The sequence below is a fragment of the Gemmatimonas groenlandica genome, assembly GCF_013004105.1.
Classification (GTDB): Bacteria; Gemmatimonadota; Gemmatimonadetes; order Gemmatimonadales; family Gemmatimonadaceae; genus Gemmatimonas; species Gemmatimonas groenlandica.
In genome coordinates this window covers 328,248-354,537 of record NZ_CP053085.1, presented here as the reverse complement: position 1 = coordinate 354,537, position 26,290 = coordinate 328,248, and the positions used below count along the sequence as shown (strand labels likewise).

Below are 26,290 nucleotides of genomic sequence, written 5' to 3'. Positions count from 1 at the left end.
ACTATTATTTTATACTATGCGTCAATACTATATGTTCCAAGCGTTGTGCTACTTCTTGCGCACCCAGCGGAAGCCGATGCCCAGCGTGCCGATCGAAAGTGACTCGCCGCTCTGGCTCCCGAGAAAGGAACCGCTATAAAAGATCGTGGGCGTGGAGCCGCGCAGTCGTGGGGATGCCAAGTCGAGGCGCACCGCGGTGCCGACTCGCCCGCCCTGCCCTTCGACGCCGAAAAGCGCCGGGCCGACCATGACGCGCAGGACCGTGGAGCGGATATCGAAGGCACCGCCGGTCAGGAGCTGCACCTGCTCCTCGAAGCGGCGATTCTGGCAGTCGGCGCTGCCGCGGACGATGTAGCAGGACCCGTTGTTGCCCAGGTTGAGCGGCGTGGCCCGCAGCCCGACAACCCAGGCGCGCTTCGGCATGCGCTTGAGCGGGGCCGTCAGCAGCGCCGACAACGCGAAATTCGGCGCCTCTGCCCGCGAGGTGCTCGCGCTGACCGCTCCTCCTTCGACCTCACCGGTGAGCAACCCGGTGGTGGTGTAGAAGCCCATCGCCACGCCGGGGCGGCGCTGGGCGGACAGCGCGGCCGGCGCGGCCACCGACAGGGCAACGGAGACGGCCGAGACGGCCAGGGAGACGGCAGCGGTGCTGATCGCCAGGCGGCGGGAGCGGACGCGCATTGGAAGTCCTCGTGGGGGTACCCGGACAACATAGACAGCGACGCAAACCCGCGGCGCAGGCCTTACGATTCTCCCATGCCTCTGTCCCGATCCACGGCGCTCGCCGTGCTCTCTATTGCCGCGGTGTGGCTCGTCGGCCTGGCCGCCCCCCTTCGCGCCCAACCGGCCGACAGTGGTCGCGTGCAGATCACCGTCCAAGAGTCGATGGGTATGCGCTCCGGCTTTCTCGTGCAGGCCGCGGGACGCAGCGCCACCACCGACAGCGTCGGCATCGCGCGACTCACCCTCCCGTCAGGACGCCAGCTCGTGACGGTGACGCGCACAGGTTTCCTTCCACTCCGCCTCGCCGTGCTTGTGGTGCGGGACAGCCTCGTGACCGCGAATGTCACGGCGTCGATGGGCGCGCCGGCGACGGGCTCCGATGCCATGAGCACGATGGCGATGCCCGAGGTTCGCGTGAGCGCCACGCGCACCGAACGATTGGCTGGCGAGTCGCCCATCCGTGTGGAAGTGGTGGACGAGATGGAGGTCGATGAGAAGACACTGATGGCGCCGAGCGGAATCAGCATGCTGCTGAACGAGACGCCGGGACTGCGCGTGCAGGCCACCGCACCCGGCCTCGGCACCGGCAGCGTGCGCATTCTCGGACTGCCAGGCGAATACACGCTCATGCTTGCTGACGGCTTGCCGCTCTATGGTGCGAGCTCAAGTGCGCTCGGCCCGCTCGATGTCTCGCCGGTGGACCTGCAGCGCGTCGAGATCATCAAGGGCGCCGCGTCGGCGCTGTACGGCGGGCAATCTCTGGGCGGCGTAATCAACCTCGTGTCGAAGCCGCCCACGGGAAGCAAGGAAGTGCTGTTGAATCGCCGCACGATGGGCGTGACCGATGCCGCGACGTGGCTCAGCCATCGCCTCAGCAAGGGCGTGGGCGTGTCGCTGCTCGGCACCGGCACGACGCAGTCCGCGCAGGATGTCGACAACGACGGCTGGGCCGACCAGGCGCGCGCCACGCGGTGGAGCGTGCGCCCGCGATTGAGCGCGGTGGACTCGCACGGCCGTTCGCTGTTCCTGACCGCCGGCGCCGGCCACGATGATCGCACCGGGGGCTCGGTCGGCAGCGCGTTCACGGTGAATGGCGCGCCGTTCCGTGAGGCACTGCGCAGTGATCGCGCAGATGTGGGAGGCACCGCGCGGATTCCACTACAGAACGGAGGCAGCGCGTCGTTGCGCTTCGCGGTGGCGAATACGGCGCGTGCGCGCACCTTTGGCACCGGCGCGCGCGAGGACGACCGCACGACGACGGGCTTCCTCGAAACGACGCGTACGTTCGAGGGATCCAGGCGCGTATTCGTGGTCGGCGGCGTGCTGCAGCTCGACCAGTATCGGAACGCGCTGAACAGCGCCTTCGATCACCGTTGGCTCGTGCCGGGTGCGTTCGTCACCACCGAGCAGAAGCTCGGGCCGGTCACCCTGTCTGGCAGTGTTCGCGCGGATGCGCATCCCGACGCGGGCACGCAACTCACGGAGCGAGTGGCCCTGCTTGTCAGTCCGTCACCGGGGTGGTCGGTACGCGGTAGCGTCGGCACGGGCTACACGGCACCCACTGGCCGAACGGAGGAGACGGACGCGATCGGGCTTCGCGCGGTGCGGGCCACGCGCGCGCTCGATCCCGAGCGGAGCCTGGGCGCGATGGTCGACGTGAACGGTTCGCTCGCCGGCGCGGAAGTGCTGCTCACGGCCTACGGCTCGCGCATTGCCGACGCCGTGCAACTGGGCGAGGTCGCGGGTGCGGTTGGCCAGGCCGAGTTGCGGAATGCGCTGGCACCCACGCGTGTCGGCGGCGTCGAAGCGCTTGCCGTCTGGCGATTCGCGGCCGGCAAGTTCATCGCGAACTATGGCTATTCGAAGGGAAGCCGGACCGATGTCGCGTCAGGCGTTCGCGAGGCACTTCCGCTGCTCACGCGTCACCGTGTTGGCGGTGATCTCATGATCGAGCGCCCGGGCGTGTATCGCTGGGGCATCGAGGGCACGTGGTTCGGTGCGCAGCCGCTCGACGACAACCCCTTCCGCACCACATCGAGGCCCTATCTGTACGTGATGGCGATCGTCGGCCGGCAGCTCGGTCCGATCGAACTCATCGCGAACTTCGAGAATTTGCTCAACGTGCGACAAACCGACACCGACCCCCTCGTGCGTCCGACGCCGGGTTTAGGCGGCCGGCGCACGACGGACGTGTGGGCGCCGCTCGAGGGATTCATGGCGAACGTGGCGGTGCGGTATCGCTGGAAGTAGGGGACGGTTCCGCACACTTACCGACGACGCAGGCCGAGACCCCGATACCGACGCGGCTCGCTAGCGGGGACGCACCAGATACACGTTGGAGACGACGCGCCGTTCCACGGCCGTCGCCCAGCGACCATCTCGTGAAAAGTTGTAGGACGCAAACGGTACGGCGAGCTCTCCCAGCCGCGTCACGGTTCCGCGTCGCGGGTCAAGCCGATACAGCTCACTGGCTGACACCGAGCTGGTGATCGTGAACTCGACACTGCCTTCGGCTAGCCAACGCATCGTTCCGGTGCCCTCGGCAAACAATCGAGTAAACTCCTTCCACGCACCGGACCGTAGGTCAAGGCTGCCGATCACGAGCGAATCACCGCTCGCGGTCCAAGACATCGTCGCCGCGTCTGTGCCGTCGGGGGCAGCAACGAGCACGGTGACCGCCTGTCCTCCGGGTAACGGGAAGCGGCGTACCCGCTCGCCGGTATCCCTGGCGAGGTGCTCCACACTCGCGCCGTCTTCACCGATGGTGAACAATGACTCGTCAGGCATCACCGAAATAAGATTCAGCGAACGCCCCGGGTAGGTGCCGACCAGTTGTCGACGGTCGGTGGCGCGATCCCAGCGCGTGAAGCGAGTTCCGACGCCCTCTTCGTACGACGCGTAGATAAGCGCCGTGCCATCGTTCGTCCACACCGCGTCGACGAAATGCTGGAGCGGCGGAGAGATCTCGCGCTCCTGCCCCGCGGCCACGTCGAAGGCGATGAGTTGGTCGGTCGCCGAACCTTTATGGGCAGCCAGTCTGGTGAACGCGATGGTGCCGCCGTTTGGCGAGATGAACGCGCTCAATCGACCGGTCTGTCCAACAATGCGACGAACGACCGAGGGAACAGTGCCGGCTCGCGTTCTCGACATCAGCTGCAAGACACGGGGCGTCACCCCGCTCACGTACGCGATCGTGCCATCGTCGGCGATATCCAGGCGGCGGCCAGAAAAGGACTGCGGCATGTCGAACGGCACCGTGACCGCTCTTGGTGATCCGCGGAAGCGGCCGCTAGCGCGATCGACCTCCACCCGCACGACCCGCAGGCCGACATCGCTGTTGGCGTCGGCGACCCACAGCAGCGCGTCGCCCGGTGGCGACCAGCGCGGCTGCGAGTAGTACTCCGGGACCGACAGTGAGTCGAGTGTGCGCCAACGCCGGTCTACCAACCGGATTTGGTTCTGACCGCCACGCTGTTGCACCAACGCGATGCGTGCGGCATCTGGCGAGATCGCCCACGCGTCAAGGCCAACAAACGAGGCGGTGTCGCGCTGCGCCGTCTCGCCGGGGAGCAAAAAACCAAGTCGAATGAAATTGGAAACACTAACACCAACGAAGAGTGAGTCTGTCCGGCCAACCGATTGGGCAAAGCCGAAGAGTCCGAGGTAGGCCACGGGGCCGCCGAGCGACGACACGCGAAAGAGACCAAACCGTCCAGTGGAGTCAGCTGCGGTGACGTCGACGTAGCGGCCGTCGCGACTCCATCGCATGTCGTACGTGGCGAGGAATCGCGCCAACGGCAGGGAGATGCCGCCACGCACGTCCCGGACCTCCACCACGGTTTCACAGCGGCCGCGTTCCGGACAGGCCAGTCGACCCAGCGCCAGTCGCTGCGCATCGGGCGAGAGGGCGAAATCCAGCACGTCGCCGAAGTACGTGGCTGGCACCCCAGCTTCCGGGATGTTCGCCGTCGTCGCGGCAACACCGCGCGTACCGAGCAACAGCCACGTTGCCGTGACAACGGCGAGCCCGATGCCAACGCCAAGCATCATTGGCTTCCACAGAGACCGCTGCGATGGTGGGGACTCCGAGCCGCGTTCCGGTTGGGTGAGCCCGGCCGCGATCGCATCGCCGAACGTGTTGGCTCCGGTGAAGCGGTCGGCGGGCACTTTGGAGAGCGCTTTGAACACAGCCTTTTCGAGTGCGTCCGGCACCGTATTGCGAAGCGTGCGCAGTGACGTCGGCTTCTCCGTCAGCAGCTTGGCGATGACGGCCTGCACTGTGGTGCCCGCATGCGGCGGATCGCCGGTGATTAATTCGTAGAGCACCGCACCCAGACTGTACACATCGGATCGGGCGTCGAGCTCTCGATCGCCAGTCGCCTGCTCCGGGCTCATGTACTGGGGCGTGCCAAGGCTGAGCCCCGATTCAGTGAGGCGCGTGCCGCCGGCTTCGCGCAGCGCGAGCGCAATCCCGAAGTCGGTGACGACGGCTTCGCCCTCGTGCAGCAGGATATTCTCGGGTTTGATATCGCGGTGCACCACGCCGTGGCTGTGGGCGTATGCCAAGGCGGACGCCACCTGCCGCACGAGTCGCACGGCGTCGTCGAGCGGAAGCTGCTTTTCGTGATCGAGCCTGGCGCGGAGGCTTTCGCCACGCACGTACGGCAGCACGTAGAACAGCAGTCCGTCGGCCTCACCCGAGTCAATCAGCGTGAGGATATGGGGATGGTCGAGCCGCGCGGTGAGCCGGATTTCGTCGAGAAAGCGCTCAGCACCGAGGACCGCCGTGAGTTCCGGGCGGAGCACCTTGAGCGCCACCGCACGATCGTGGCGAAGGTCTCGCGCAAGCCACACCGTGGCCATGCCACCGGCACCGAGCTCGCGCTCGAGGACGTAGCGTCCAGCGAGCGCAGAAGTGAGTCGTTCGGCAATGGTGCGTGGCATAGGCAGAAGATGGGTGGAGCGACGGGGAGCCGCCAGCCGACGTTGCGACGCGAGTCTTCGCGCGCTTGCCGGATACGCCACCACACTCCGCGCGGCATCACCGGGGTCCTTCTTTCGCACTCCTATCTCCGTACCCCAATCATCGGACGGTTCACGGCAGAACGACCCCGCAAACTCGTCATCGCTCGTCAACCGCGGTACGTTCCCGCATGCGCTCTCCTCTCATCGCTCTCGTCGCCATTGTCTCGGCACTGGCGCTCTCGATTGGCCGTGTTCGTGCGGCGCACGCGCAGCTGCACGCCCAGTCGCCCACTGACGCGGCCCTTTTCGCGCCGCTCCGCTGGCGCAATATCGGCCCCAACCGCGGCGGCCGCTCGATCGCGGCCACCGGCTCCGCGCAACGACCGCTCGAGTACTACTTCGGCGCCACCGGTGGCGGCCTCTGGAAAACCAGTGACGGCGGGACGAGCTGGGCGCCCGTGACCGACGGTCAGCTCAAGAGTTCGTCGGTGGGCGCCGTGGCGGTGGCCGAGTCGAATCCGGATGTCGTGTACATGGGGATGGGCGAGGCCGAACTGCGCGGCAACATCATGCAGGGCGACGGGGTCTATCGCAGCAGCGATGCCGGCGCGCACTGGTCACACATCGGCCTCGCCAACACGCAGGCCATCGCGCGCATCCGCATCGATCCACGTGATCCCGACCGCGTCTACATCGCGGCACTCGGCCACCCGTACGCGCCGAACGACGAGCGCGGCGTGTTCCGTACGACAAACGGCGGCCAGAGCTGGACGCGGATTCTGTTTCGCAACGATCGAACCGGCGCCGTCGATCTCATCATCGACCCCAACAACCCGCGCGTGCTCTACGCGACGCTGTGGGAAGTGTACCGCAGGCCGTGGATGCTCTGGAGCGGCGGCGCGGGGTCGGGCCTTTTTAAATCCGTCGACGGCGGTGATACCTGGACAGAACTCACGCGCAACGCCGGCCTCCCGGGTGGCGTCTTGGGGAAGATCACTGTGACGGTGAGTGGGGCCGACAGTCGTCGCGTGTGGGCGAATGTCGAAGCAGAGCGCGGTGGGCTGTATCGCTCCGACGACGCGGGCGCGACGTGGGCGCTGGTCAATGCCGGTCGCAATCTCTGGCAGCGCGCATTCTACTTCATGCGGCTGACCGCCGACCCCACGAATCGCGACGGCGTGTACGTGCTGAATTTTCTGATCGAGAAGTCGGTGGACGGCGGCAAGACGTTTACGACCATCGATGCCCCTCACGCGGACCATCACGACTTGTGGATCGACCCACGCGACCCGCGACGGATGATCGAAGCGAATGACGCGGGCGCGATCGTGTCCGTCACGGGCGGTGCCACGTGGACCGGAACACGCTATCCCACAGCGCAGATCTATCGGGTGGCCACCACCGACGAAACGCCGTATCACGTGTGCGGTGCACAACAGGACAACTCCACCATCTGCGTGCCGAGTGATGCCGCGAGTGCGATGGCGCCTCCGGGTTCGCGACCTGGCGACTGGTACTACGAGGTCGGCGGTGGTGAGAGCGCGGACATCGCACCCAAGCCGGGTGCGCCGGACATTCTCTTCGCCGGCGCGACGAACACGCTCACCCGATTCGATCGACGCTCCGGACAGGCGCGTGACGTGCAGCCGAATCCGCGCCTTGTCATGGGGGAGCCTGCCTCGGCCATGCCGGAACGATGGAACTGGACCTATCCCATCGCGGTCTCGCGCTTGGGCGCGCGGCCCGGGCCCGTCGCGCTGTACGCGGGGTCACAGCATCTGTGGAAGTCCCTCGACGACGGTCGCACCTGGCGGAAGATCAGCCCGGATCTCACGCGGGCCGACAGCGCGACGATGGGGAACAGCGGTGGCCCGATCATCCTCGATCAGGATGGTCCTGAGATCTACGCCACCATTTTCACCATCGCGCCGTCGCGGCGCGAGGCGAGCACCATCTGGACCGGTTCGGACGATGGATTGGTCCACCTCACACGCGATGGCGGCGGGCACTGGAAGAACGTGACTCCGCCGGGCCTCGCGCCCAACTCGCGCGTCAGCCGCATCGACGCATCACCGCATCGCGCCGGCGCGGCGTATGTGGCCGTCGAGCGACAGCAGATGGATGATCGCGCGCCGTATATCTGGCGCACCGAGGATTACGGCGCCACGTGGACGAAAATCATCAACGGCATTGCTGACGACGACTTCGTGCGCGTGGTGCGCGAAGATCGCGTACGCGCCGGGCTGCTCTTCGCCGGCACGGAACACGGCGTGTACGTGTCGTTCAACAATGGGGCGGCGTGGCGACCACTGTCGCAGAATCTGCCCGACGTCCAGGTTTCCGATCTGGTGGTGGAGCAGCGCGATGTCGTGATCGCCACGCATGGTCGCTCGTTCTACGTGATGGACAACATCGAGCCGCTGCGGCAGTTCACCACGGAGATGCTGGCCGGCCGTGTCACGGGTACGCACTTGCTCAAGCCGGCCACGGCGGTGCGCCGCGTTTACTCGGCAGAGTTCGACTATCTCCTCCACGCCGCCGCCGACAGCGTGCGCCTTGACGTGCTGGAGCCGAGCGGCGCGGTTGTGCGCACCATGGCGATCTCGAGCCGCGACGCCCTTACGCGCGGCCTGCATCGTGTCACGTGGGACGGGCGTTATACCGGCGCCACCAGTTTCCCCGGCATCGTGCTGGAAGGCGGCGATCCGCGCCGTGGTCCGTGGGCACCACCCGGACGATATCGCGTACGGTTCACCGCCTTTGGCGGCGCGCTGCAGGACACCACTCTCGGCGGCACGAGCACCGCGCCTGGCACGGTCACCGAGCTGCAAGACCTCGTGCTGGTCAAGGATCCGCGCCTCACCGACGTCACCGATGCCGACCTGCGCGCGCAGTTCGTTCTGGCGCGAGCCATTCGCGATGCGGAAAGCGCGGCCAACGAGGCGGTCATACGCGTGCGGGCGATTCGCCGCGAAGTGATATCGCGGAACGGTGAGGCGGCACAACTCGCGGCCACGGCCACGAGCGCGGTGACCGCCACGATGATGGACAGTCTCCGCAGCGCGGCGACGACGCTTGATCGCGAGATGAGTGCGGTCGAGCAGCAGCTGTATCAGGTGAAGAACCAGAGCCCGAAGGACAAGATCGCGTTTCCCATCCGGCTGAACGATAGGCTGACCGGGCTGCGCGCGAATCTCGAGCAGGGCGATGCGCGACCAACGGCGGCCTACGTGCGCATGCACCTGGAACTCTCGCGTGAGCTGGACACGCACCTCAGCAAGCTCGACGGCATCCTGCGTCGCGATGTGGCGCGCTTGAACAATGCGCTGCGAGCCATTGGGCTGCCGCCGATTGCGACCGGGCCGAAGATGTAGGGTGCAGCGGGTCGCAGGGATGTCACACCATCGGCGCGGGCAAACCGGCGAGTAGCGTATTCAGGGCGACGGGATCGACCGGCTTCACCAGGTGCGACGTGAACCCGGCTTCCTGCGACATCCGCACTTGGTCTTCCTGCCCCCAGCCAGACTGGGCAATGATGACGATGTTCTGTCCCCACGGCTCACTCCGGATACGGCGACACGCGTCGTAGCCGTTCAGCTTCGGCATGCCGATGTCCATCACGATCACGTCCGGCCGGAATGCCTCGGCTATGATCAAGGCCTGCTCGCCGTCGAAGGCCGTCTTGGTGTTGTTCCCCATGACGTGCAACAACTCAGCTAAGCTGGTCGCTACGTCGTGGTTGTCATCGACCACCAGGATGCGGCGCCGTACCGGCGTGCTTCTTGGCTCATGCTTGTGGTCGACTGCACCGTTGGTTCCTGGGGCCAGTGCCGCTGGAAGGCGCACGACAAACCGGCTCCCTGCTCCATAGCCGCCGCTTTCGACGATAATGCTGCCATCGTGCAGCTCTACCAGCCGCTTCACGATGTACAGGCCGAGGCCCAGCCCGCCGTGCGACTTCTCCAGCGAGCCGTCGATCTGCGTGAACATGTCGAACACATGAGACAACTTGTCGGCCGCAATGCCGTCTCCGTTATCATCGACGCTCACCACCGCGTCGATCTCCTGCTGCTCGACGGCCAGCCGAATGCGTCCGCCCCGGCCGGTGTACTTGGCCGCGTTGTTGAGCAGGTTGGCAAAGACCTGCGACAGCCGGGCGACGTCGCCTTCGACGTAAATGGGTTCGAGAGGAACGTCGACGACGAGTTCATGGCCCTGCACCTCAATCAGCGCGCGGCTACTCTCCACAGCACTTTGCACGGCATCCGCCAGTGACATCGTCGCCGTTCGCAACTGGATTTTGCCCAAGCTGATGCGACTCACATCCATCAGATCGTCAATCAGCCGAGTCATGTGCTCAACCTGTCGCTCCATCATGGAGCGTGTTTTCTCCACCATCCCGGTATCGGCCTCGGCGAGCTCCATGATTTGCAAGCCGTTGCGGATGGGGGCCAGCGGATTCCGCAATTCGTGGGCGAGCGTCGCCAGAAATACGTCCTTCCGGCGGTCGACCTCGGACAGATTGGCAGCAAGCCGGCGCAATTCCGCTTCGGCGCGAAGGCGTGCGGAGACGTCCAGCACCACCGCGATCATTCCGACGAGCTCGCCGGCGGGAGACAAGATGGCGGTGACGTGGCTCTGCGCGTGAAGCACCGAACCGTCCTTGCGGCAGTAATCGAGCTCGATCACGATATCCGGTCCACCGGAGGCCACACCACGGAACGCCGTCGCGGTCGCATCGACGCACGCGGGGTGGGTGAAATCGAGGATGGTGCGGCCCAGTAGTTCTGCCTCGGCGCGGCCCAACATCTCACACCAGCACGGGTTGACCAGCGTCATGGCGCCGTGAGCGTCGGTTTCGACGATGCCCACCGGTGAGTGGCGCAGAATGCCGCTCAGGCGGGCCTCGCTCTCGCGCAGCGCGCTCTCGGCGCGCGCCCGTTCAACCGCCGCCCACGTCCGCTCGGCGGTGTCCTCTGCCATCGCGAGCTCCGCGGCCGACCACGTCCGCACGGTGTCGGTGTGCACAGAAAGGCCCGCCACGAACTGCCCATCCTTGATCAACGGCACCGTGATGTAAGCGCGAACCTGCAGGTGAGCAAAGACCGCTTGCTCATCCGGCGTTATAGGCTGACCGTGCACGTCCCGCTCGGCCGAAGTGCGGCCGGTCCGTAACACGGCCAGGATCGCTGGTGCAAACGACGCGACGGGGTGTGACCCGACGATGGACGGGACCGCGCTCGTGTAGTCGCGCAGGACGATGAAGTCGTCCCCGTGCACCTCGAAGTACGCGACCCGGTTGGCGCCGAGCCGCTCGCCCAACACGCGACTCGCTTCGACCTGGATCGTGACGGGGTCCGACAGCGGGCGCAGGGTGTCGGCCAGCATCACCAGAAACGCGTTGCGGGCCTCGCTCGCGCTGAGCGCCTCCTGTGCGTTCCGTCTGTCGGTGATGTTGCTCGCGGTGCCAAACCACGCGGTCACGGTTCCGTTCGCATCGAGAATTGGCACGGCGCGAGACAACGTCCAGCCGACCGAGCCGTTGGAATCACGGACGCGATGCTCCAACTCAAAAAGCGCCTGTGTGGCGACGGCTTCGCTGATCGCCCGCCTCACGCGCGGGTGCTCGTCGGTCGGGATGTTTTGGTTCAGCCACGCCCATTCGACGAGCGAGGCATCCGAACTGGCCACCACGTCGCGTCCGTCCAGCGGCAGCATCTTGGACCAATCCGCTGACATGCGGTAGGCCACCTCGGACGTGGCGGTTGCCAGTGCGCGATAGTTTCGCTCGCTTTCCAGCAGCGCCATCTCCACGCGTTTGCGTTCGGTGATGTCAAAGGCGATGCCTTCCAAGCGGGTTGCCGCGCCATCGGCGTCGGTGTAGGCGCGGCCGAGCGACACTGCCCAGTGCTCACTGCCATCGGGCCAGACGGTACGACACTCGATGCGGTATTCCGCGCCGTCCTGCAGCGCGCTCCGCACGGCCTCGTCGGCGCGAGCGCGATCGTCGGGATGCAGCGCGCCGAGAAAGGTCTCGTAGGTCATGGCGGTACCCAGCGGAATACCGAAGATCGTGAGGCACCGCTCTGACCACTCCAGCGCTCCCGTGCGCAGGTCCCAATGCCAGGTCCCCAGATCCGACCCGACAATCGCCAGCCGCAGCCGCTCCTCACTGTCGCGCAGCGCCGCCTCGGCGCGCTCCCGCGCGGTGATCTCCTGGAAATAGCAGACCACCCCGGGCTGCCCGTCGGACAGGGTAATGCGCTGCGTCTCCCATTGGAACGCTTGCTCCACGCCGATGTCGTGGCGCTGCTCCGAGAAGCGCGGCGAGACATAGCGCTCGCCCGTTGACAGCGTGTGTCGGAAGATGGTCGCGATCTGCGGCCCGACCTCCGGTCCCCACACGATCTCCAGCGCTTCATCGAAATCGTGCCCGATCAGCGGCTGCACCGCCGCGAAGTACGGCCGCGTCTCCGCGTTCATCGCCGCCACACGAAACTGCGCATCCACCACATACACGCCGCCCGGCGCCTGCTCGATGATCGTGGAGAACAGCGCTTCGTTTCGACGTTGCGCCACCTCCGCTTCATGCCGCGGGTCGGCGTCGCCCTCCGCCACGAGCGCATCCGTCTCGCGGACGCCGCTAGCCCGGAGCATTGCCTCTGCCTTGTCGAGGCGCACGCGCAGCGCGGCATTCTCGGCGAGGAGTGACTGGTCATTAGGAAGCGACTGCGACACGCTCACTCCGGCTTGGGCGCCGACTAGAAGCTAGGGAGCGAAACGCGCGCGCTGTAGGTTGCGCGGCGAAGTCGCCTAGGAACGCCGGAACAACTGCGCCGGGACTGAACACCTACGTACCCACGCGTAGTCGCCTGTTGGCCCGCGTCACCCTGAGGGAATACACCGCGAATCTGCCATCCAGGATCGGCCACGAGTGTGTTTGTATTGAAAACGTACGACAGCGCGGAGTGCGTGGTAAGGCTCGCGTTCGCGAGTACGGCGCGGCCGCGGCGACGACGCCGCCAGCGATTTCGCCTTCTTATCGGTCCCGCCTACGCCAAACGTCGGGTCGCCGACGGTACCGCCTGCGACCGTGGATCGCCTCGGAAGCGACGCGCTACTTGTTCAACGACCGCCTGAGTGGCTCCGCCAACTCCAGGTCCCTCGCCGAATTCCGCGTCCGTTGCAGGATCTCACGTCCGTCAGCGGTGCGGCCGAGTGAGCGTCGCGCGATGGCCTTGCGCTGGATCGTGGACACCAGCGGTGCCGGTGCACGATCGTAGAACGGGCTGGTCCACGGCACACACCGCGGATACTGCGCCTCTGACACCGCGTACCCCGGTGTCAGCGGTGAGTACTCGAGCGCCATGAGATCCAGGATGTACTCACTCGGCACCCGCGCGGATGTGCGAGGGGTGCAACCGCTAGCGCCGCAATACGGGACGTCAACAGGCGTCACGAACGGCCGCGCCGCTCGCGAGAGCAGTACATGCTGCAAACTCCCGCTGAAATAGGGGAGGCCACGTCCGAACACGCCGGCAGTGGTGCCGTACACGCGGACCATGTTGACCGATTCCGGATTGTCCACGTCGCCATCGGTCCAGAATTGCTCGAACTGTGCGCGAGACAGGTCGACCTGCTCCTTTTCGGGCGCGGCCACCATGTGATTGACGGCATCCATCGCCATCACCTTTGCCTCGCCGGGTCTGATCGGGTAGTCCTGGCCTGATCCTGGGAAAGCGATGATGGTACCGGTGTACACTGCCGTGCTGTCGAGTCGTGCGGAATTGGGCGACTGGTCGCACGAAGGCCCGCCGATGCTGGTGACGGAACTGTGCAACCCGGACGCCTGCAGCAACAACATGCCGTCGAGGTACGCCGTCGTGTCGCCGTTGTTGTACACCTCGAGATAACTGCCGTACACGTAGTTGTTCGTGCCGCTGCCGGGCGGGCCATAATTGCCAAAGATTTCGGAGATCACCACTGACCCGCGACGCGCGCCGACGAGAGCGATCGATGCATCGCGCGATGCGGGTGGTGTCAACACGACCTGTCCCCCGCCGGCAAATACCGCTGCTTCGCGTTGCCCCACAGGAAGTCGCTGCAACTCGGCCGCAGTGAGCGCCCGATCGACGCTGGCGGTGTAGATACCCTCGAGCAGATTGTCGAAACGTGCCGTGCCATCGGCGCCGGTGACGGCAGTGCGCACGGGTTCGCCCGCGCGCGATGACGTGAGACGCACGGTGAGTCCGTCGACGCCGATTCCCGCCTGCTGCGCAAGACTCGCGTCGGCGGGGTCGATCGTGACGCGCGCCGTGACCGACGCCCGTTGCACTGTTGGTGGACGTGTCGTGTCGGTCGGTGTGGTTGGACCTCCACCGGTGTCGGCGACGCCCCCGCCGCCGCACGCAGTCGCGAGGGCGGCAGCCGCGGTCAGCACGACGGCGTACATGGTCGACGCCCTAAAGCGACCGACCCGATTGGGCATCTCGGTACCGCGGAGTGAACCGGCGAGTGCAAACGCGGGTGTCATGCGAACCTCACTTGCGAAGCGTACGCAATAGCGGCGGGCCCTGCTCGAAATCGCGCACCGACGTGCGCGTGCGCTGCAGGATTTCCTTGCCGGCAGCCGTCCGCCCGAGAGACCTGCGGGAAATCGCGACACTCTTGCTCGTGTTGAATAGTGGCGCCGGCGCGCGATCGAATGACGCCGCCATGAACGGCGAGCAGGTGATCCCGGAAACATTCGCGTATCCGGGAGTGGTCGGATCGCTGTTGAAGCTCGCCAGATCGAGCACATACTCCCGCGGAACCCGCGGCACCTTCATCGGGCTGCCGACGGCAGGAGGTGTACCGTACGTCTGCGTTATGACGACGGTATCGATTACCGCGGAGGCACCTGCCCGGAGCAGTACGTATGCAATGTTCGACGTGTTGTAGAGTGTCCCACGGCCGAACGGGCCCAGGCTGCTGGTGCGTCTCACCATGTTTACGGCAAAGGGATTATCGGTGTCCGCGTCCGATCCGATGTTCTCGAAATCAGCCCGCGACAAGTCGAGCTGTTCCATGCCTGGAGCCGCCGCGTTATGGTCGATCGCGTCCATGGCAACTACGCGCCCTTCGCCCGGAGGCAGGGGAAAGTCGCGCCCTGTGCCGGGGAACTCATTCCCGAGATTGCTCAGCCGCAAATACACGGAGTCCATGCGAGCCGCGAGATTGTTTTGCGCGCATGGATACTCGGGCCACCCGCCGTGCAGCGCCAACGGTGTGTTAGCGATCGTGACACCATCCAGATAAACAGTCGTATCGCTGTTGTTGTACACCTCGATGTACGTGCCGAAGCCGTAGCCGAAGCTCGCGCTGGCGGGGGCCTGAAAAGGCCAGAGCTCGGAGATGATCAGCGAGCCGCGACGCGCCGACACCAAGGGCACTTCGACTGACGCATTCCCGGGTGGACTCAAGACGGCATCAACGCCACCCGCGAAGAGCGAGGCCTCGCGATCGCCGGGCGTAAGTCGCTGCAGCTCCGTGCTGCTCAGGGTACGTTCGATCGATAGCTGGTACCGCCCCTCGAACAGGTTGTCGAAGCGCACCGTGCCATCGGCGGCCGTCACGGCGGTGACAGGAGTAAAGCCTGCGGCGGACCGGGTGAGCTTGGCGGTCAAGCCACCCACGGTGATGCCCGCTTGTTGCGCAATGGCTGCGTCCGCGGGATCGATGGTCACGCGCGCCGCGATCGACGCCCGTTGCACCGTCGGCTGGCGGGTCGTGTCGGTCGGCGTTGCCCCAGGCCCGGTGCCGGTGTCGACTACCGTGCCGCCACCACACGCTGTCACTCCAAACGCAAGACAAATCGCCGCGTTGGTGAGCGCGTCCCGCATGCATCGCATCATTGCCAGCCCTCCTCGTTTGCGACGTGCATCAGGCATGTCTCTCGGCACGTTCGTTGACACGTTCGTTGACACGTTCGTTGACACGTTCACCGCTGCCACCCCACGCCAAGGCTCCACGCCGTCCTGTCGCCAACCGGTTGCAACCGCGTGGGTGAAGCGGTGCTCGGTGACGCCCGTTCCATCCGCGCCGAGATCACCAGCAACTGCGAGGAAACCGGCACCCGCACCGATGCCCACCCCGCCACCGCCTGCGACTGAGCGGCCTCGTACGCCAATTCGGGCTGTAGTAGCCGTCGATAGGTCGGAGCGACTTGCGGGGCGGGAATGGTCGGGATACCACCCGTCGCCGCACGTGTTGCCAAGGACGCGCCGAGCGCGAGGCCACCGCGACCCAGCTGTCGCGCGACTTCGCCACCGACGAATGGCGTACTGATGTCGAGAGCGGTCCGGCGCTCAGCCACGTAGTCCACACGTGCATGGGAGCGCTGCGCGAACCCGCCGAGCAGTGCGGCCATCCAGTGCCCGCGGGAAGCGCGCACGTCTGCCTCGACACTCGATGCCTCGTCGCCGCCGTCGATCGCGACGCCCGTGAGATCGGAGCGCGTCCCAACGCCCGTCAACTTTGTACGTGATGCAACGACCGTCGCGCGCAGCAACCGGCCGACGCCACGCGATAGCTGCAGGTGCGATGTGCTACCGGTCGCGCGCCATCGATCGGTGGGCGTGTTGCCGGAGACAAAGTTCTGATATTGGTCTTCGGCGCGCTGGGCCTGTTCGTGTGCGACGACGAGGCGGGTCCCGAGGACCGTGAGCTGTGCGGTACCGCCAGTAGCCCGCAGCTGTCGGTCATTGCGAACGAAGACCGGATTGGCGTCCGTCACGATGAAGCCGAACGGTTCGTCGTAGCCCTTGAGCTGGTACATGATGGTCGGCAGCGGAACGGCGTTCAGCACATTCGTTTCGTTGGGCTCGGACCATTTGTAATACGCGCCGACGACCAGCCCCAGCCATGGCAGCGCACGGTCCGCGCCAAGCACCACCGCGGGTGTGGCCGCCCGTCCTGACCGACGCAGCGGCACGTTGACCGAGTTGTGCTCGCGCGACTCGACACCGGCCGATACGCCGAGTCCGAACCCCGCCACCTGCCAGCCGACCGCGCCCTCGAGGCGCACGCGCGTGCGTTGCATGGGCGGGGTGACCGAGTCGGTCACAATGAACGGCGACGACCAGTACGGGGCGACCCGTTGCGAGTAGCCAGTGGCATCATGTCGTTCGCGGTCCAGGATAAACCGGCCCACCGCGACACCGCGCGACCCTATCGGCGCCCACCCCTGCCCGATCGCCTGCGTGACGTTCGCGTCGGCGACATCGAGTGGACGTTTGTATGTGCCCGACTCACCGCTCTGACGCATACGCAGCTCGCTCCAGTGTGCCGTGTCACCGGCAAGCCACGGGCGGAAGTCGCGGACGATCGCCCCCGGTGCGCCGGCCAGCACGAACGCGCCCGTTAGTGGTGCAGGCGCGTCGAGCAGTCCGGGGGCGAGCGGGGCACGCAGCAGCCCGCGAGGCACATCGAGCACGGGGCGCAGCGGGGACCATGCGCCAAACCATGCCGCGCTCGCCGCCGACGACGCACTGTTGCTGTCGATCGCGCGCCCCCATCCGGAAGCGGGGACGTCTTGCGCATGGATCGACAGGGGCGCGAGGCTTATAATCGATGCGGTAACCAGCACTCCCGTAACGCGCCGCCCGATCATGGCCCACCTCGCATCCACGACGCGGTCGGTACCGTGAGCTCAGCGCCAAAGCGGGTACTCGGGAGTGCGCGCGCCGAGCCGCCGCTGATGGTGACGAGCTTATCGAGCACGTTGAAGATGTAGAAGCTGAGGCGGCCGTTCCCTGGTAGCGACTTGGCGACCTGAATCGACGCGAGCCAATCATCCGCCAGGCGTGACGTGCCTGCACCGGTACTCGGCCGCAGTTGCCGCAGGTCTGCGAATTCGGGCTTGAGCTTGTCCGCCTCGGGCACTGGCACGAGCGTGCCGGTGCGCGTGATGTACCCGTCGAAGGCGAGCGAATCGAACCGACTCAGCACACGACGAACGTCACCCAGCCGTTGCTGCACGGTGGCCGTGACCACAAAGCCAAGCTCGGGCTGATGATGCACGAGCCGCCACGTCAGAATGCCGCGCTTGTTCACGGTGCTCGCTCGGCCAAAGTACGCGATGCGCTTGATGATCGTGTCCACCTGGAAATCGTTCACGCGCGTCGCCGGCCCGTAGTCACGATCGTCGGTGGCAAAACTCGATTCCAGTTGTGCGCCGCTGATCTCGAGACGTGTACGCAGCGACGGGATGACTGGCAGCGTGACGACGTATTCGACGCCGCGCGTGTCCAAGCGACCGCTGTTCACGTAGCGGTCACGAAATACCGGCACCGGCTCATAAAAGAGCGGCGGCTGCAGAATGCGACCCGGCTGTCCGGTGCCGCGGCCGGTATCGGCCAGCGCGTAACGCGCGCGTTGCAAAAAATCCGGATCGCGACGCAGTGTCACCGCGCCACGGATACGATCGTCGAACCACGTCACCGAGATGGAGCCGCGCCGTGCGCCACCGTCCAGTTCAAAACCCACTTCCTGCTTCTGCGCGCGCGACAGCCCCAAATCAGGATTGCCCACATCGCGGATGTACGTGGTCAGCGCCGACAACCGCTCACTTGGCGCTGGAGTGAACCGGTTCACGTTGACGAGATCATAGTACTGCCTCGCCGGGTTGAGCTGTGCGATGGTCGGCGACTTGCTCACGACACCCACGCCCCCACGGAACCGCAGCCAAGGCCATGGTGCGGCCTGCGCGGTCAGACGTGGCTGGAGTTGCGAGGAGCGTACGCCGCTGGTCCACCACGACCCGTCGTGCAGTGTCTCAAGTCGAATACCTGCCTGCAGGTCAACGGTGCGAGTACCGCTACGGGCCGACAGTCGCGCGTCGGTGTAGATGCCGCTCGTGGCGGACGGCGGCGTATCGCGGAAGTCCCGCGGGCGATCATACCCCGCCGTGCCATTGAACTGACTGGCCTGTGGCGGACGACTGACGTCGAACAGATAGCCTTCGCCCACATTCCACTCGCGCCGCACTTCGCTGCCGATGCGTAGCTGAGAGAGATGCAGACCTGAGCCAGTCGTGCGACTCCGATCCCACTCGAGGCGCGAGTACAGCAGACGTGGGGCACCCTGAAGTTCATAGGCACCGTTGTACGTCCCCTCGACGTAGGTGCCGAGTGCGAAACCACTGTCGAGCTTGTTGGTGAAGGGCGTGGTCGGGCGTGAGATGCGGCGCGTTTCGCGCGTCTCCTGACGCTGGTGATCGTACGCCGCGGTCCACTCCAGCAGGCCACCGCCGATGACGGCGCGGGCACGCTCACCGAGCCTGAGGCCATAGTCGTCCTGAAAGGAATTGCGTCCGACTTCGAGATCGGGTCGCTCCGGACTGTCGAACTTGAGACGCCACCAATCCACGCGGGTATCGAGTGTGACGCGTGCGTTCAGCGGCCGACCGTCGAGCGTTACACGTTGGCCGAGGCTGAGCCGATGCGCGACCTGCCCTGCTCCGCGAAGCGCCGTGGCACTGCTCAGGGTGCGTGCGTTTCGGGTTTCGGCGAGGTTGGTGGTGATAGTGAGCGCCTGACGCTCGGTCGCGAAACCACGGCCGCCCACGAGGTTGCCTTCGGTGGTACGCGGATCGAAGCGCCCGGCGAATTCCGGCATGGTTGCCGCGGCCCGCGTATCCACGATGATCGCGCCCTGCGTGAGATCGCCCCACCGCGCCGACGGGATGCCGCGAATCACCTCCACACGCTCAAGCGTTGTGGCGGGAATGCGGCGCAGATCGATGCCGCCGCCGGCGGCAGACGATTGCGACACGATTTCGCCGCGAACACCGACGGTTTGCAGGTTGGCGTTGTTGGAAAGTGGGATGCCGTCCAGCACAATCAACGTACCGGCCGCTCCGATATCTGCGGCGCCAGGACCGGAGACGCCGCCCACACCGGTCGTGCCAAGGCCCGCGAGCGCGCGCAATGAAAACTGCCCTGGAGCGTCGAGCCCTGGCGGCTGCAGCGGAACACCGGGAATGAGTTCGAGCACTCCGGACAGACTGGAGGCGATCTGATTGGCGATGGCGTCCCGATCGATCACACTGGCTGTGCCAAGCTCGCCTTTGGCGCGCCCGGTGCGGTCGGCGGTGACGATGAGCTGGTCGAGTTGGAGCGCGCTCGTGGCGAGGACGATGTCAACGGTGCGCGCCCCTGCCGCAGGAACGGTTACCGGAACACGTGTCGACGCGTATCCGAGACGTCGGGCGATCAGGACCTGCGGGCCCGCGGGTACACGGACCAGCGCATAACGGCCGAGTGAGTCCGTGCGGGCAGTGATGTCGGTGCCTTCCACACCGACCGTTGCGTCCGCAACGGCAGCATTGCTGCCGCGCAGTCGTACCTTACCCTCGATCCGGGCAGCCGACGATTGCGCCGGCAGCCGATTTGGTTCCAGCTGCGCGGCGAGAAAGGCGAGCCAGAACGCCACACGCCGTCCGGTCGCACGCGCGCAATGATTTGTCGAAGACGCCCATGGGCTGTCGTTCGTTCTCGTCACCAATGAACGCTCCCCAAGCAATGTCTGACGCGGGATCAACCCGAGGCCGTCGCCCCGTAGGGAAGCTTTGCCAAAGGGAGAGAATGTCGCAATAGCATTCGTCCCATGGCCGCGCGCAGGCGGCTGCCCAGCCGTCCAATCAGCCGCTCGCGTGCTCGCAGCTAGGCGGCAGGGTGTTGTTCGGAGTTTCGACGACGATTTCGGACTACGTCGCCCGTGCCTACGTCGACCGACCTGCAATACGGACAACACGTTCGCTGCTTCGGATCGAAGCAACTGTCTGATGCGGACGGAGTCAACTGTCCGCGGCAAGCAACAATAGCGGTATGCGAGGGCGCCAAAAGCTGCATTGGTGCACGATCTCTCATTCGACGCGCACGCCGTCGCCGACGTCTATCTACCATGTCTCGCCGGTGGATCGAGGCCGTGCAGTCGGCCAAACATATGCGGCCACCCTCGCGTGACGAGGGTGACCGCCTGGCTGTGCTTCCATGCTGCAGGCCGACTTGCATCTCGCATCGACGGTTCGTGGTCAGCGCGCCACCACGGCGCGGTTGGCGCTGCTCTGCTGGTTGGGCGCCAACGTGCTACTCGATGGTATTCTCAACCGCCTGATTCTCGCCAACATCCCGGTGGCCGCGTTGGCGTTTACGCACTTGGCCGGGTTTCACTGGCCGCGCGCGACGACAGCCGGCGCGTGGGCGTCCGCAGTGGTGAGGGGGCGTGGGGCATCGGTCGCTTCGTGCTGGTGGGCGATGCCGGAGGCTACACGTGGCCTTGGGCGATGTACGGAATTCCACTGATCTTCGGCACAGCCGTAACCGTATCGCTGCTGACTCCCGTCGGTTCGTCTGAGCTAGCGCGCACGCGCAGCATGACGGCTGGCGCCGAAACGCTGCCGCGTGCGTCACATTCATTTGCCGAACCGCGACGCCAGTTCCAGCAACTGATCGGAATCGCGCAAGACTGGGCCGTGCCCGAAGCCAATCACCCGCGGGTTGAGCGCCGCAATCTTGTGAATGGATTGACGGTTCTGGGCGACGTCATGAGTAAACATGGCTGGCGGTTCGTGCAGGCCAGGCCGGGTCGTGAACATGTCCATGTTCACGAGCACATCGCCCGCGATCAGCACGCCGTCGCGTTCGCGCCACAAGGCGAGATGACCACTCGCGTGCCCCGGAGTTTCGAGCACGCGGAAGTCGCCGACCATGTCGCCTTCGCGCAGGGTGCGGGTGACGGGGTGCCCCGGCCCAGCCCACAGGCGCTGTTGGAGTCGGGCAATCGGGTGGCGCGGGTTGGGGTATTCGCCGGTCACTTGGCCGGTTTGGGCGGCATATTCATCTGGCGCGCCACACCACAGTGGCAGGCGGTACTGGTCACACAGAAAGGCGCTGGAACCTTGGTGGTCGGCGTGGGCATGGGTCAGCATGTGCGAGGTCAATGCGCGCTTGCCCAACGCCTTTTTCAGCTGGGCGGCGGACGAGCGCACCCCCGCGTCCACGATGATTGCACCAATCAGATACGCGTTGACCGCGTTGCGCGGAAAAACCGAGATTTGGAAGACGTCGTCAGCAATTTCAAGCATGGGGCTCCGTGGCGGAATCGTGGTCGACACCAAACACCACCTGCGACAGATCCGGTGCGAGTCGAAAGGTCTGCGCAATCCGATCCCACCACGAAAAGAGCGAACTGAAGTTCGCATTCTGCTCAGCGATGACCACGGAGTGATGCACCTTGTGCAAGTGCGGCGTGACGATGACGGTGCGCAGCGCGCCATCGATCCAGTCCGGCAGGCCAATGTTGGCATGGTGAAACTGCACCACCGCGAACAGAAGCACCTCGTACAGCGCAAGTTCTTCCATCCCACAGCCGATGAGCGCCAGGATTGGCACACGCGCCAGCGACGACAGCGTGATCTCGCCGAAGTGAAAGCGGTTCGCTGTCGTCACATCCATCGCGCGATCGGAATGGTGCAGCCGATGAAAACGCCAAAAGAATGAGACGGTGTGATTCAACCGGTGCCAGGCGTACGTCCATGCGTCGAGCAGAAAGAGCACGACGATCCAGCGAAATTCCGGCGCCACGGAGAGCCACTGGAGCAGGCCCACGCCCGCGGTCGCCGCCCACTGCATCGTCGCAATCCAGAGCGCCAGAAATCCGAACCGGATCGCCAGTCCGTTGAGCACGCCGATACCGATGTTGGTGGCGGCGTGACGCAGTCGCGTTCGCCATGGATGCGGCGCGCGCGCGAACAGCGCGAGGAACGGCTGGGCCGTTTCCCACCCGAAGAGCAGCGACATCACGCCGATCGAGGCCGGCGCGCGCCACGAGGCCAGTGTGACGGCGTCAATCACGGCGCGCCCGGTGCCCGCAGGCGAGGTTCGAGGAGCTGTCCGAAGAACCGATTGTACGGATGCACCACTGCAGTGGGCCGGCCATCGGCTTCGAGCGCGCGGCCTTCGTTGGCCCACTGAAAGATCGAGCCGCGCAGGTTGGCGACCGTATGGCCACCATCACGCATCAACAGGTCTGCCGCCTTTGACGAACGCACCCCGACCGAGCAGTACAGCACGATCAGCTGCGTGGCGGGAACGTTGAGTACGGCGTCGCGCAACTGCGCAGGGCTCTCCGCCCAAACGGCGCCCGGAAGATGACTGACGAGGTACTCGCTTTTCGCACGTGTATCGATGAGCAGCACGGGTTCGTGAGCCTCTATCCGCTGTGCAAGTTCAGCGGTGGAGAGCTGCTGCACCGACGGCCACTTGTGCGCAATCATTTTGAATATCGACGACCAGAGCAGAGAGCCCGAGCTCTCGGCCGAATTGCCCGAACCGGTGGCGCCGACGGGAACCACGAGAGTGGCCGACAACGCAAGCGATCCAAGGCCAAATCGCCAGCCACGGCGGGCAAACGAACGCAGGACACCGTCGCCGCGATGCATGGGTGCGTTTCGAAGTGCGTTGTTCATGCGGCAATCCTCAGTGGAGAACGAAACCACTCGGCGCTGTCGCGTAGGGTTTCGGAGACGTCGCCAGTCACGAAAATCCGAGTTGTTGCCACCAGCGCACCTCTCGTTGGCCGAGGAGAAAGGTTTTGAGATACCGATCAGTATGTGAATAGATACTGACTAGTATCTGAAATGCAAGGGCACGATATTCAACTACCGCAGTTCCTGACCATTTTGCCGACGACATCCATGCCCGCGAGTCCAAAAACCAGCAAAAAGCGCCGGGCGCTCGCCAAGCCGTCCACGGCGTCCGCGCAAGACAAACGTCCTCGTTCCACCCGGGCGCTGAGTCAGGCTGAGACCCGAGAGCGACTCCTCGACGCGGCGCGAGCCGTGCTGGCCGCCGAGGGCTATGCTGGCGCTTCGATTGACCGCATCGCAGCGGCCGCCGGCTATACAAAGGGCGCGTTCTACGCAAATTTCCCAACGAAGGAGGCGGTGTTCATCGAACTCTTCGAACAGCACAAGCAGCGAGAACAGGCAGCGTTCCGGGCCTTCCTCGCGAGGGATGGAGATGTCGCGTCGGTGCTCGATGCCATTGGCCACGACTTGCAGTCCGCGCGCGCGAACGCAGACTGGCCGCGCCTCAGTGTAGAGATTCGTCGACAGGCAGAGCGCAGCACCGCACTGGCTGCTCAGATCGATGCGCTGCAGGTCGCGCAGCGCACCGCACTGGCCGAAGTGGTCGCGGCATTGTTTGCCAAGGCGGGGCGCGAGCTACCGGCGACGGCGGATGCGCTGGCGAACCTGTTTGTCGCCGTCGCGCATGGCCTCGCCATGATGCGACCCACCACATCGCCGCGCACGCCCACGCCGAACGCAAACGAAGGTGCCATGCTCATGCTCGTCATGCGCAGCGTTATTGCGGCGGCGCCGCCTGCGCGCTGAAAGGGTCAGGTTCACCTGGTCCGTCAGGCATGGTCCGAGGCGGCGCGCTGTGCGGCGCGCTCATTATGCGCCGCCGCGCGAATACGAGCGAAGAATACCATCACTGGTGAGCATGCAACGCCGCAGCCATGCACCTTGCAACGGACCTGATAGCCAAAATGCTGCGACCGAGCCCGCTCCCAGATGAGAGTTCGCCTCCCGGTCCCGAGCGCCAACTCAAAACGGTTTTGCCGACAGATGTCCCAAGAGGTGTGTCCGGGGAACGTGTCGTTTGCGACGGAGCTGCGTGCGGAGCTGGTGGGGCTCAGGCGGAATGCGGCTGTGGTGCTCACCAACGCCACTGAACGCTAACCACAGTCACGCGCGGCGTCTCGTCGTCAAACGAGAGCGTTCTGCATGCTGATGTTCTCCGCGCACGACGTCGCAGGAGTCAATGTCACCCCCGGCCAGGCGGCGTGACATACCTCAGGCAGGCCGTCTCTGGCCCCGCCAGGCGACGTGGCCTCCGAGTCGAAGCGTGAGCGTCCGGCTCGCGGGGGGCGTGGGTCCGGAGGTGCGCGAGAATCTGGTCGATCGCCGACGCCTGAGTGATGAACGCGACGACCTGCCACCCGAGACGATGCCCGACGATTACTGAAGTGGGTACTGGAACTTGTCGCTGTAAGAATCCAGCACCTTGGCGACCTTGAGCAATCGCCGGTCACTGTACCGTTTGCCCGCGACCTGGATGTTCACGGGAAGACCGGAGTGGCCCAAGCCGATTGGCATGGAGACCACGGGGCTGTTGGTGGTCGAGAAGATGGTCGTGTACGACTGAGTGGCGACGTAATAGTGGACGTCAGCACCATCCACTTGCAACGGCGTGTCGTAGATCTTGAAGTCGCCAAGCATCTTGCTGTGCGCGTGGTGTTTGAACGCGGTGGTCGCGCTGACTGGGCACAGCCACGCGTCGTAATCCGAAAGAAAGTTGTCCATCTTCGTGATGTACCGGCTTTGCAGTTCAAAGGCCTGCATCAGCTTCTTCACAGAAGTCGGGCCCACAATCTTTCGCTGCATCGGAAGATTTTTCAGTGTGCCTTTTGAGAACAGATGACCGATGGCGCGCTTCACGTTCGACATGTCGTAATTGCCTTGTGCCCCCACGAAACTGCCCCAGGTCTCCCAGATTTCGTTGTAGTCCAGTCCTTGCGGTTCAAGCTTGTGGACGGTGGCACCCGCTTGAGCCAATGTCTTCACATAGGCGTGCAGTTTGTCCTTGATCTCTGCACTCACCGGAACCCCACCAAAGTCATCGGTCCATGCAATTTTTAGGTTGGCGATGTCGACGTTGCCGCCCATGTCAGCAAGCAGCGGCGCGATATTTCTGTCCTGAGACGTCGGTTGTGTGAGTACGTCCAACGCGAGCGCCAGATCATCAATCGAACGCGCCAGCGGCCCAGCAACGGCCAGCGTACGGTAGCCATTGATCTCCCCAGGGAGCGGCACAATGTGTCCTTCAAACGACACGACGCCGTGGGTCGGCTTCAATCCATAGACTCCGCAAAAGCTCGCAGGCAGTCGAATCGAGCCCGCCAGATCACTTCCCAGCGAAAGGGATGTCATGCCTGTTGCCAGCGCAGTGGCGCATCCGCCGCTGGAGCCGGCTGATGTACGAGTAACGTCCCATGGATTATTGGTCTTGCCGAAGACGGGATTGTCGGTTTGCATGTCCATGGCAAGGGTCGGCGTGTTGGTCCTGCCAACAATGATTGCGCCGGCCTCTTTCAGCAGCTGGACCGCCACCGCATCGGTATCGGGGATGTGGTCCTTCAGCGGGAGGTAACCCGCCGTGGTGCGCGAGCCCTTGACGCGATACGTGTCTTTGATCGTAATCGGAACTCCATGCAGTGGACCACATGGTTTGCCATCGCGCCTGGCTTGATCTGCCTGGTCTGCCTGGGCAAGCGCCTCAGCCTCGTGGAGAGTAACTATGGCGTTGTACGTGGGGTTCTGCTTTCCTATTTGCGCGAAGCAAGCCTCAACGACTTGCCGAGAAGTGGTATCGCCAGCGCGGATCATTTCGGCGAGCGTGCTGGCTGGAAGGAAATTGAGGGATGATTTCATGGTCTCTCCATTGAGACGGCCTGGATTGTGGGTTGCACTGAAAGCAGCGCTGCTAGATGCGGC

At 65.0% G+C, this 26,290-nt stretch carries 15 protein-coding genes; 4 read left to right on the top strand and 11 right to left on the bottom strand.

All coding sequences use genetic code 11. The annotated features are described in order from the left end of the window. Positions 1 to 48: 48 nt before the first annotated feature. A complete protein-coding gene (locus tag HKW67_RS01450; protein WP_171223702.1) occupies positions 49 to 681 on the bottom strand; it encodes a hypothetical protein in 633 nt (210 codons plus the stop codon). Positions 682 to 756: 75 nt separating this feature from the next. On the opposite strand from HKW67_RS01450, the gene HKW67_RS01445 reads away from it, so the two are divergent. Next, a complete protein-coding gene (locus HKW67_RS01445; RefSeq protein WP_171223701.1) occupies positions 757 to 2,973 on the top strand; it encodes a TonB-dependent receptor plug domain-containing protein in 2,217 nt (738 codons plus the stop codon). A 60-nt stretch (positions 2,974 to 3,033) separates the two neighbouring features. Here the strand turns inward: HKW67_RS01445 and HKW67_RS01440 are convergent, their stop codons facing one another. After that, positions 3,034 to 5,667, bottom strand: a complete 2,634-nt coding sequence (locus tag HKW67_RS01440; RefSeq protein ID WP_171223700.1) for a serine/threonine-protein kinase — start codon at positions 5,665 to 5,667, stop codon at positions 3,034 to 3,036. 209 nt (positions 5,668 to 5,876) lie between these two features. Here HKW67_RS01440 and HKW67_RS01435 point away from each other — a divergent pair, with 209 nt between their 5' ends. Beyond that, positions 5,877 to 9,062 (top strand): VPS10 domain-containing protein, encoded by a 3,186-nt coding sequence (locus tag HKW67_RS01435; protein ID WP_171223699.1) that lies wholly within the window; start codon positions 5,877 to 5,879, stop codon positions 9,060 to 9,062. A gap of 22 nt (positions 9,063 to 9,084) precedes the next feature. On the opposite strand, the gene HKW67_RS01430 is transcribed toward HKW67_RS01435, so the two are convergent. From HKW67_RS01430 to HKW67_RS01410, 5 genes are all read right to left on the bottom strand, one after another. After that, positions 9,085 to 12,426: a PAS domain S-box protein gene (locus HKW67_RS01430; protein WP_171223698.1), complete on the bottom strand. Its 3,342-nt coding sequence runs from the start codon at positions 12,424 to 12,426 to the stop codon at positions 9,085 to 9,087. Positions 12,427 to 12,805: 379 nt separating this feature from the next. Beyond that, a complete protein-coding gene (locus HKW67_RS01425) occupies positions 12,806 to 14,221 on the bottom strand; it encodes a DUF4876 domain-containing protein (RefSeq protein WP_171223697.1) in 1,416 nt (471 codons plus the stop codon). Between the two features lie 7 nt (positions 14,222 to 14,228). Continuing rightward, complete coding sequence (locus tag HKW67_RS01420) at positions 14,229 to 15,581, bottom strand: DUF4876 domain-containing protein (protein ID WP_171223696.1); 1,353 nt, start codon at positions 15,579 to 15,581, stop codon at positions 14,229 to 14,231. A gap of 86 nt (positions 15,582 to 15,667) precedes the next feature. Then, entirely contained in the window at positions 15,668 to 17,338 is a 1,671-nt protein-coding gene (locus HKW67_RS01415) for a DUF6850 family outer membrane beta-barrel protein (protein WP_171223695.1), read from the bottom strand. Further along, on the bottom strand, positions 17,335 to 20,160 hold the full coding sequence (locus HKW67_RS01410; protein ID WP_171223694.1) for a TonB-dependent receptor: 2,826 nt from the start codon (positions 20,158 to 20,160) through the stop codon (positions 17,335 to 17,337). Before HKW67_RS01410 ends, HKW67_RS01415 begins: the two co-directional genes overlap by 4 nt. Positions 20,161 to 20,720: 560 nt before the next feature. Between HKW67_RS01410 and HKW67_RS01405 the strand changes: the two genes are divergently transcribed. Next, positions 20,721 to 21,032: a hypothetical protein gene (locus tag HKW67_RS01405; protein WP_171223693.1), complete on the top strand. Its 312-nt coding sequence runs from the start codon at positions 20,721 to 20,723 to the stop codon at positions 21,030 to 21,032. Positions 21,033 to 21,142: 110 nt separating this feature from the next. On the opposite strand, the gene HKW67_RS01400 is transcribed toward HKW67_RS01405, so the two are convergent. Genes HKW67_RS01400 through HKW67_RS01390 form a run of 3 tightly spaced genes read right to left on the bottom strand, consistent with a single transcriptional unit; the run spans position 21,143 to position 23,197 of the window. Next, entirely contained in the window at positions 21,143 to 21,814 is a 672-nt protein-coding gene (locus HKW67_RS01400; protein WP_171223692.1) for an MBL fold metallo-hydrolase, read from the bottom strand. Further along, positions 21,807 to 22,583 (bottom strand): sterol desaturase family protein, encoded by a 777-nt coding sequence (locus HKW67_RS01395; protein WP_171223691.1) that lies wholly within the window; start codon positions 22,581 to 22,583, stop codon positions 21,807 to 21,809. Before HKW67_RS01395 ends, HKW67_RS01400 begins: the two co-directional genes overlap by 8 nt. Further along, positions 22,580 to 23,197 (bottom strand): rhodanese-like domain-containing protein, encoded by a 618-nt coding sequence (locus tag HKW67_RS01390; RefSeq protein WP_171223690.1) that lies wholly within the window; start codon positions 23,195 to 23,197, stop codon positions 22,580 to 22,582. Before HKW67_RS01390 ends, HKW67_RS01395 begins: the two co-directional genes overlap by 4 nt. Before the next feature lie 228 nt (positions 23,198 to 23,425). On the opposite strand from HKW67_RS01390, the gene HKW67_RS01385 reads away from it, so the two are divergent. Continuing rightward, positions 23,426 to 24,124, top strand: a complete 699-nt coding sequence (locus HKW67_RS01385; protein WP_206044564.1) for a TetR/AcrR family transcriptional regulator — start codon at positions 23,426 to 23,428, stop codon at positions 24,122 to 24,124. 630 nt (positions 24,125 to 24,754) lie between these two features. Here HKW67_RS01385 and HKW67_RS01380 read toward each other — a convergent pair. After that, positions 24,755 to 26,227, bottom strand: coding sequence for an amidase (locus HKW67_RS01380; RefSeq protein ID WP_171223688.1), 1,473 nt, complete (start codon positions 26,225 to 26,227; stop codon positions 24,755 to 24,757). Between the last annotated feature and the right edge of the window lie 63 nt (positions 26,228 to 26,290).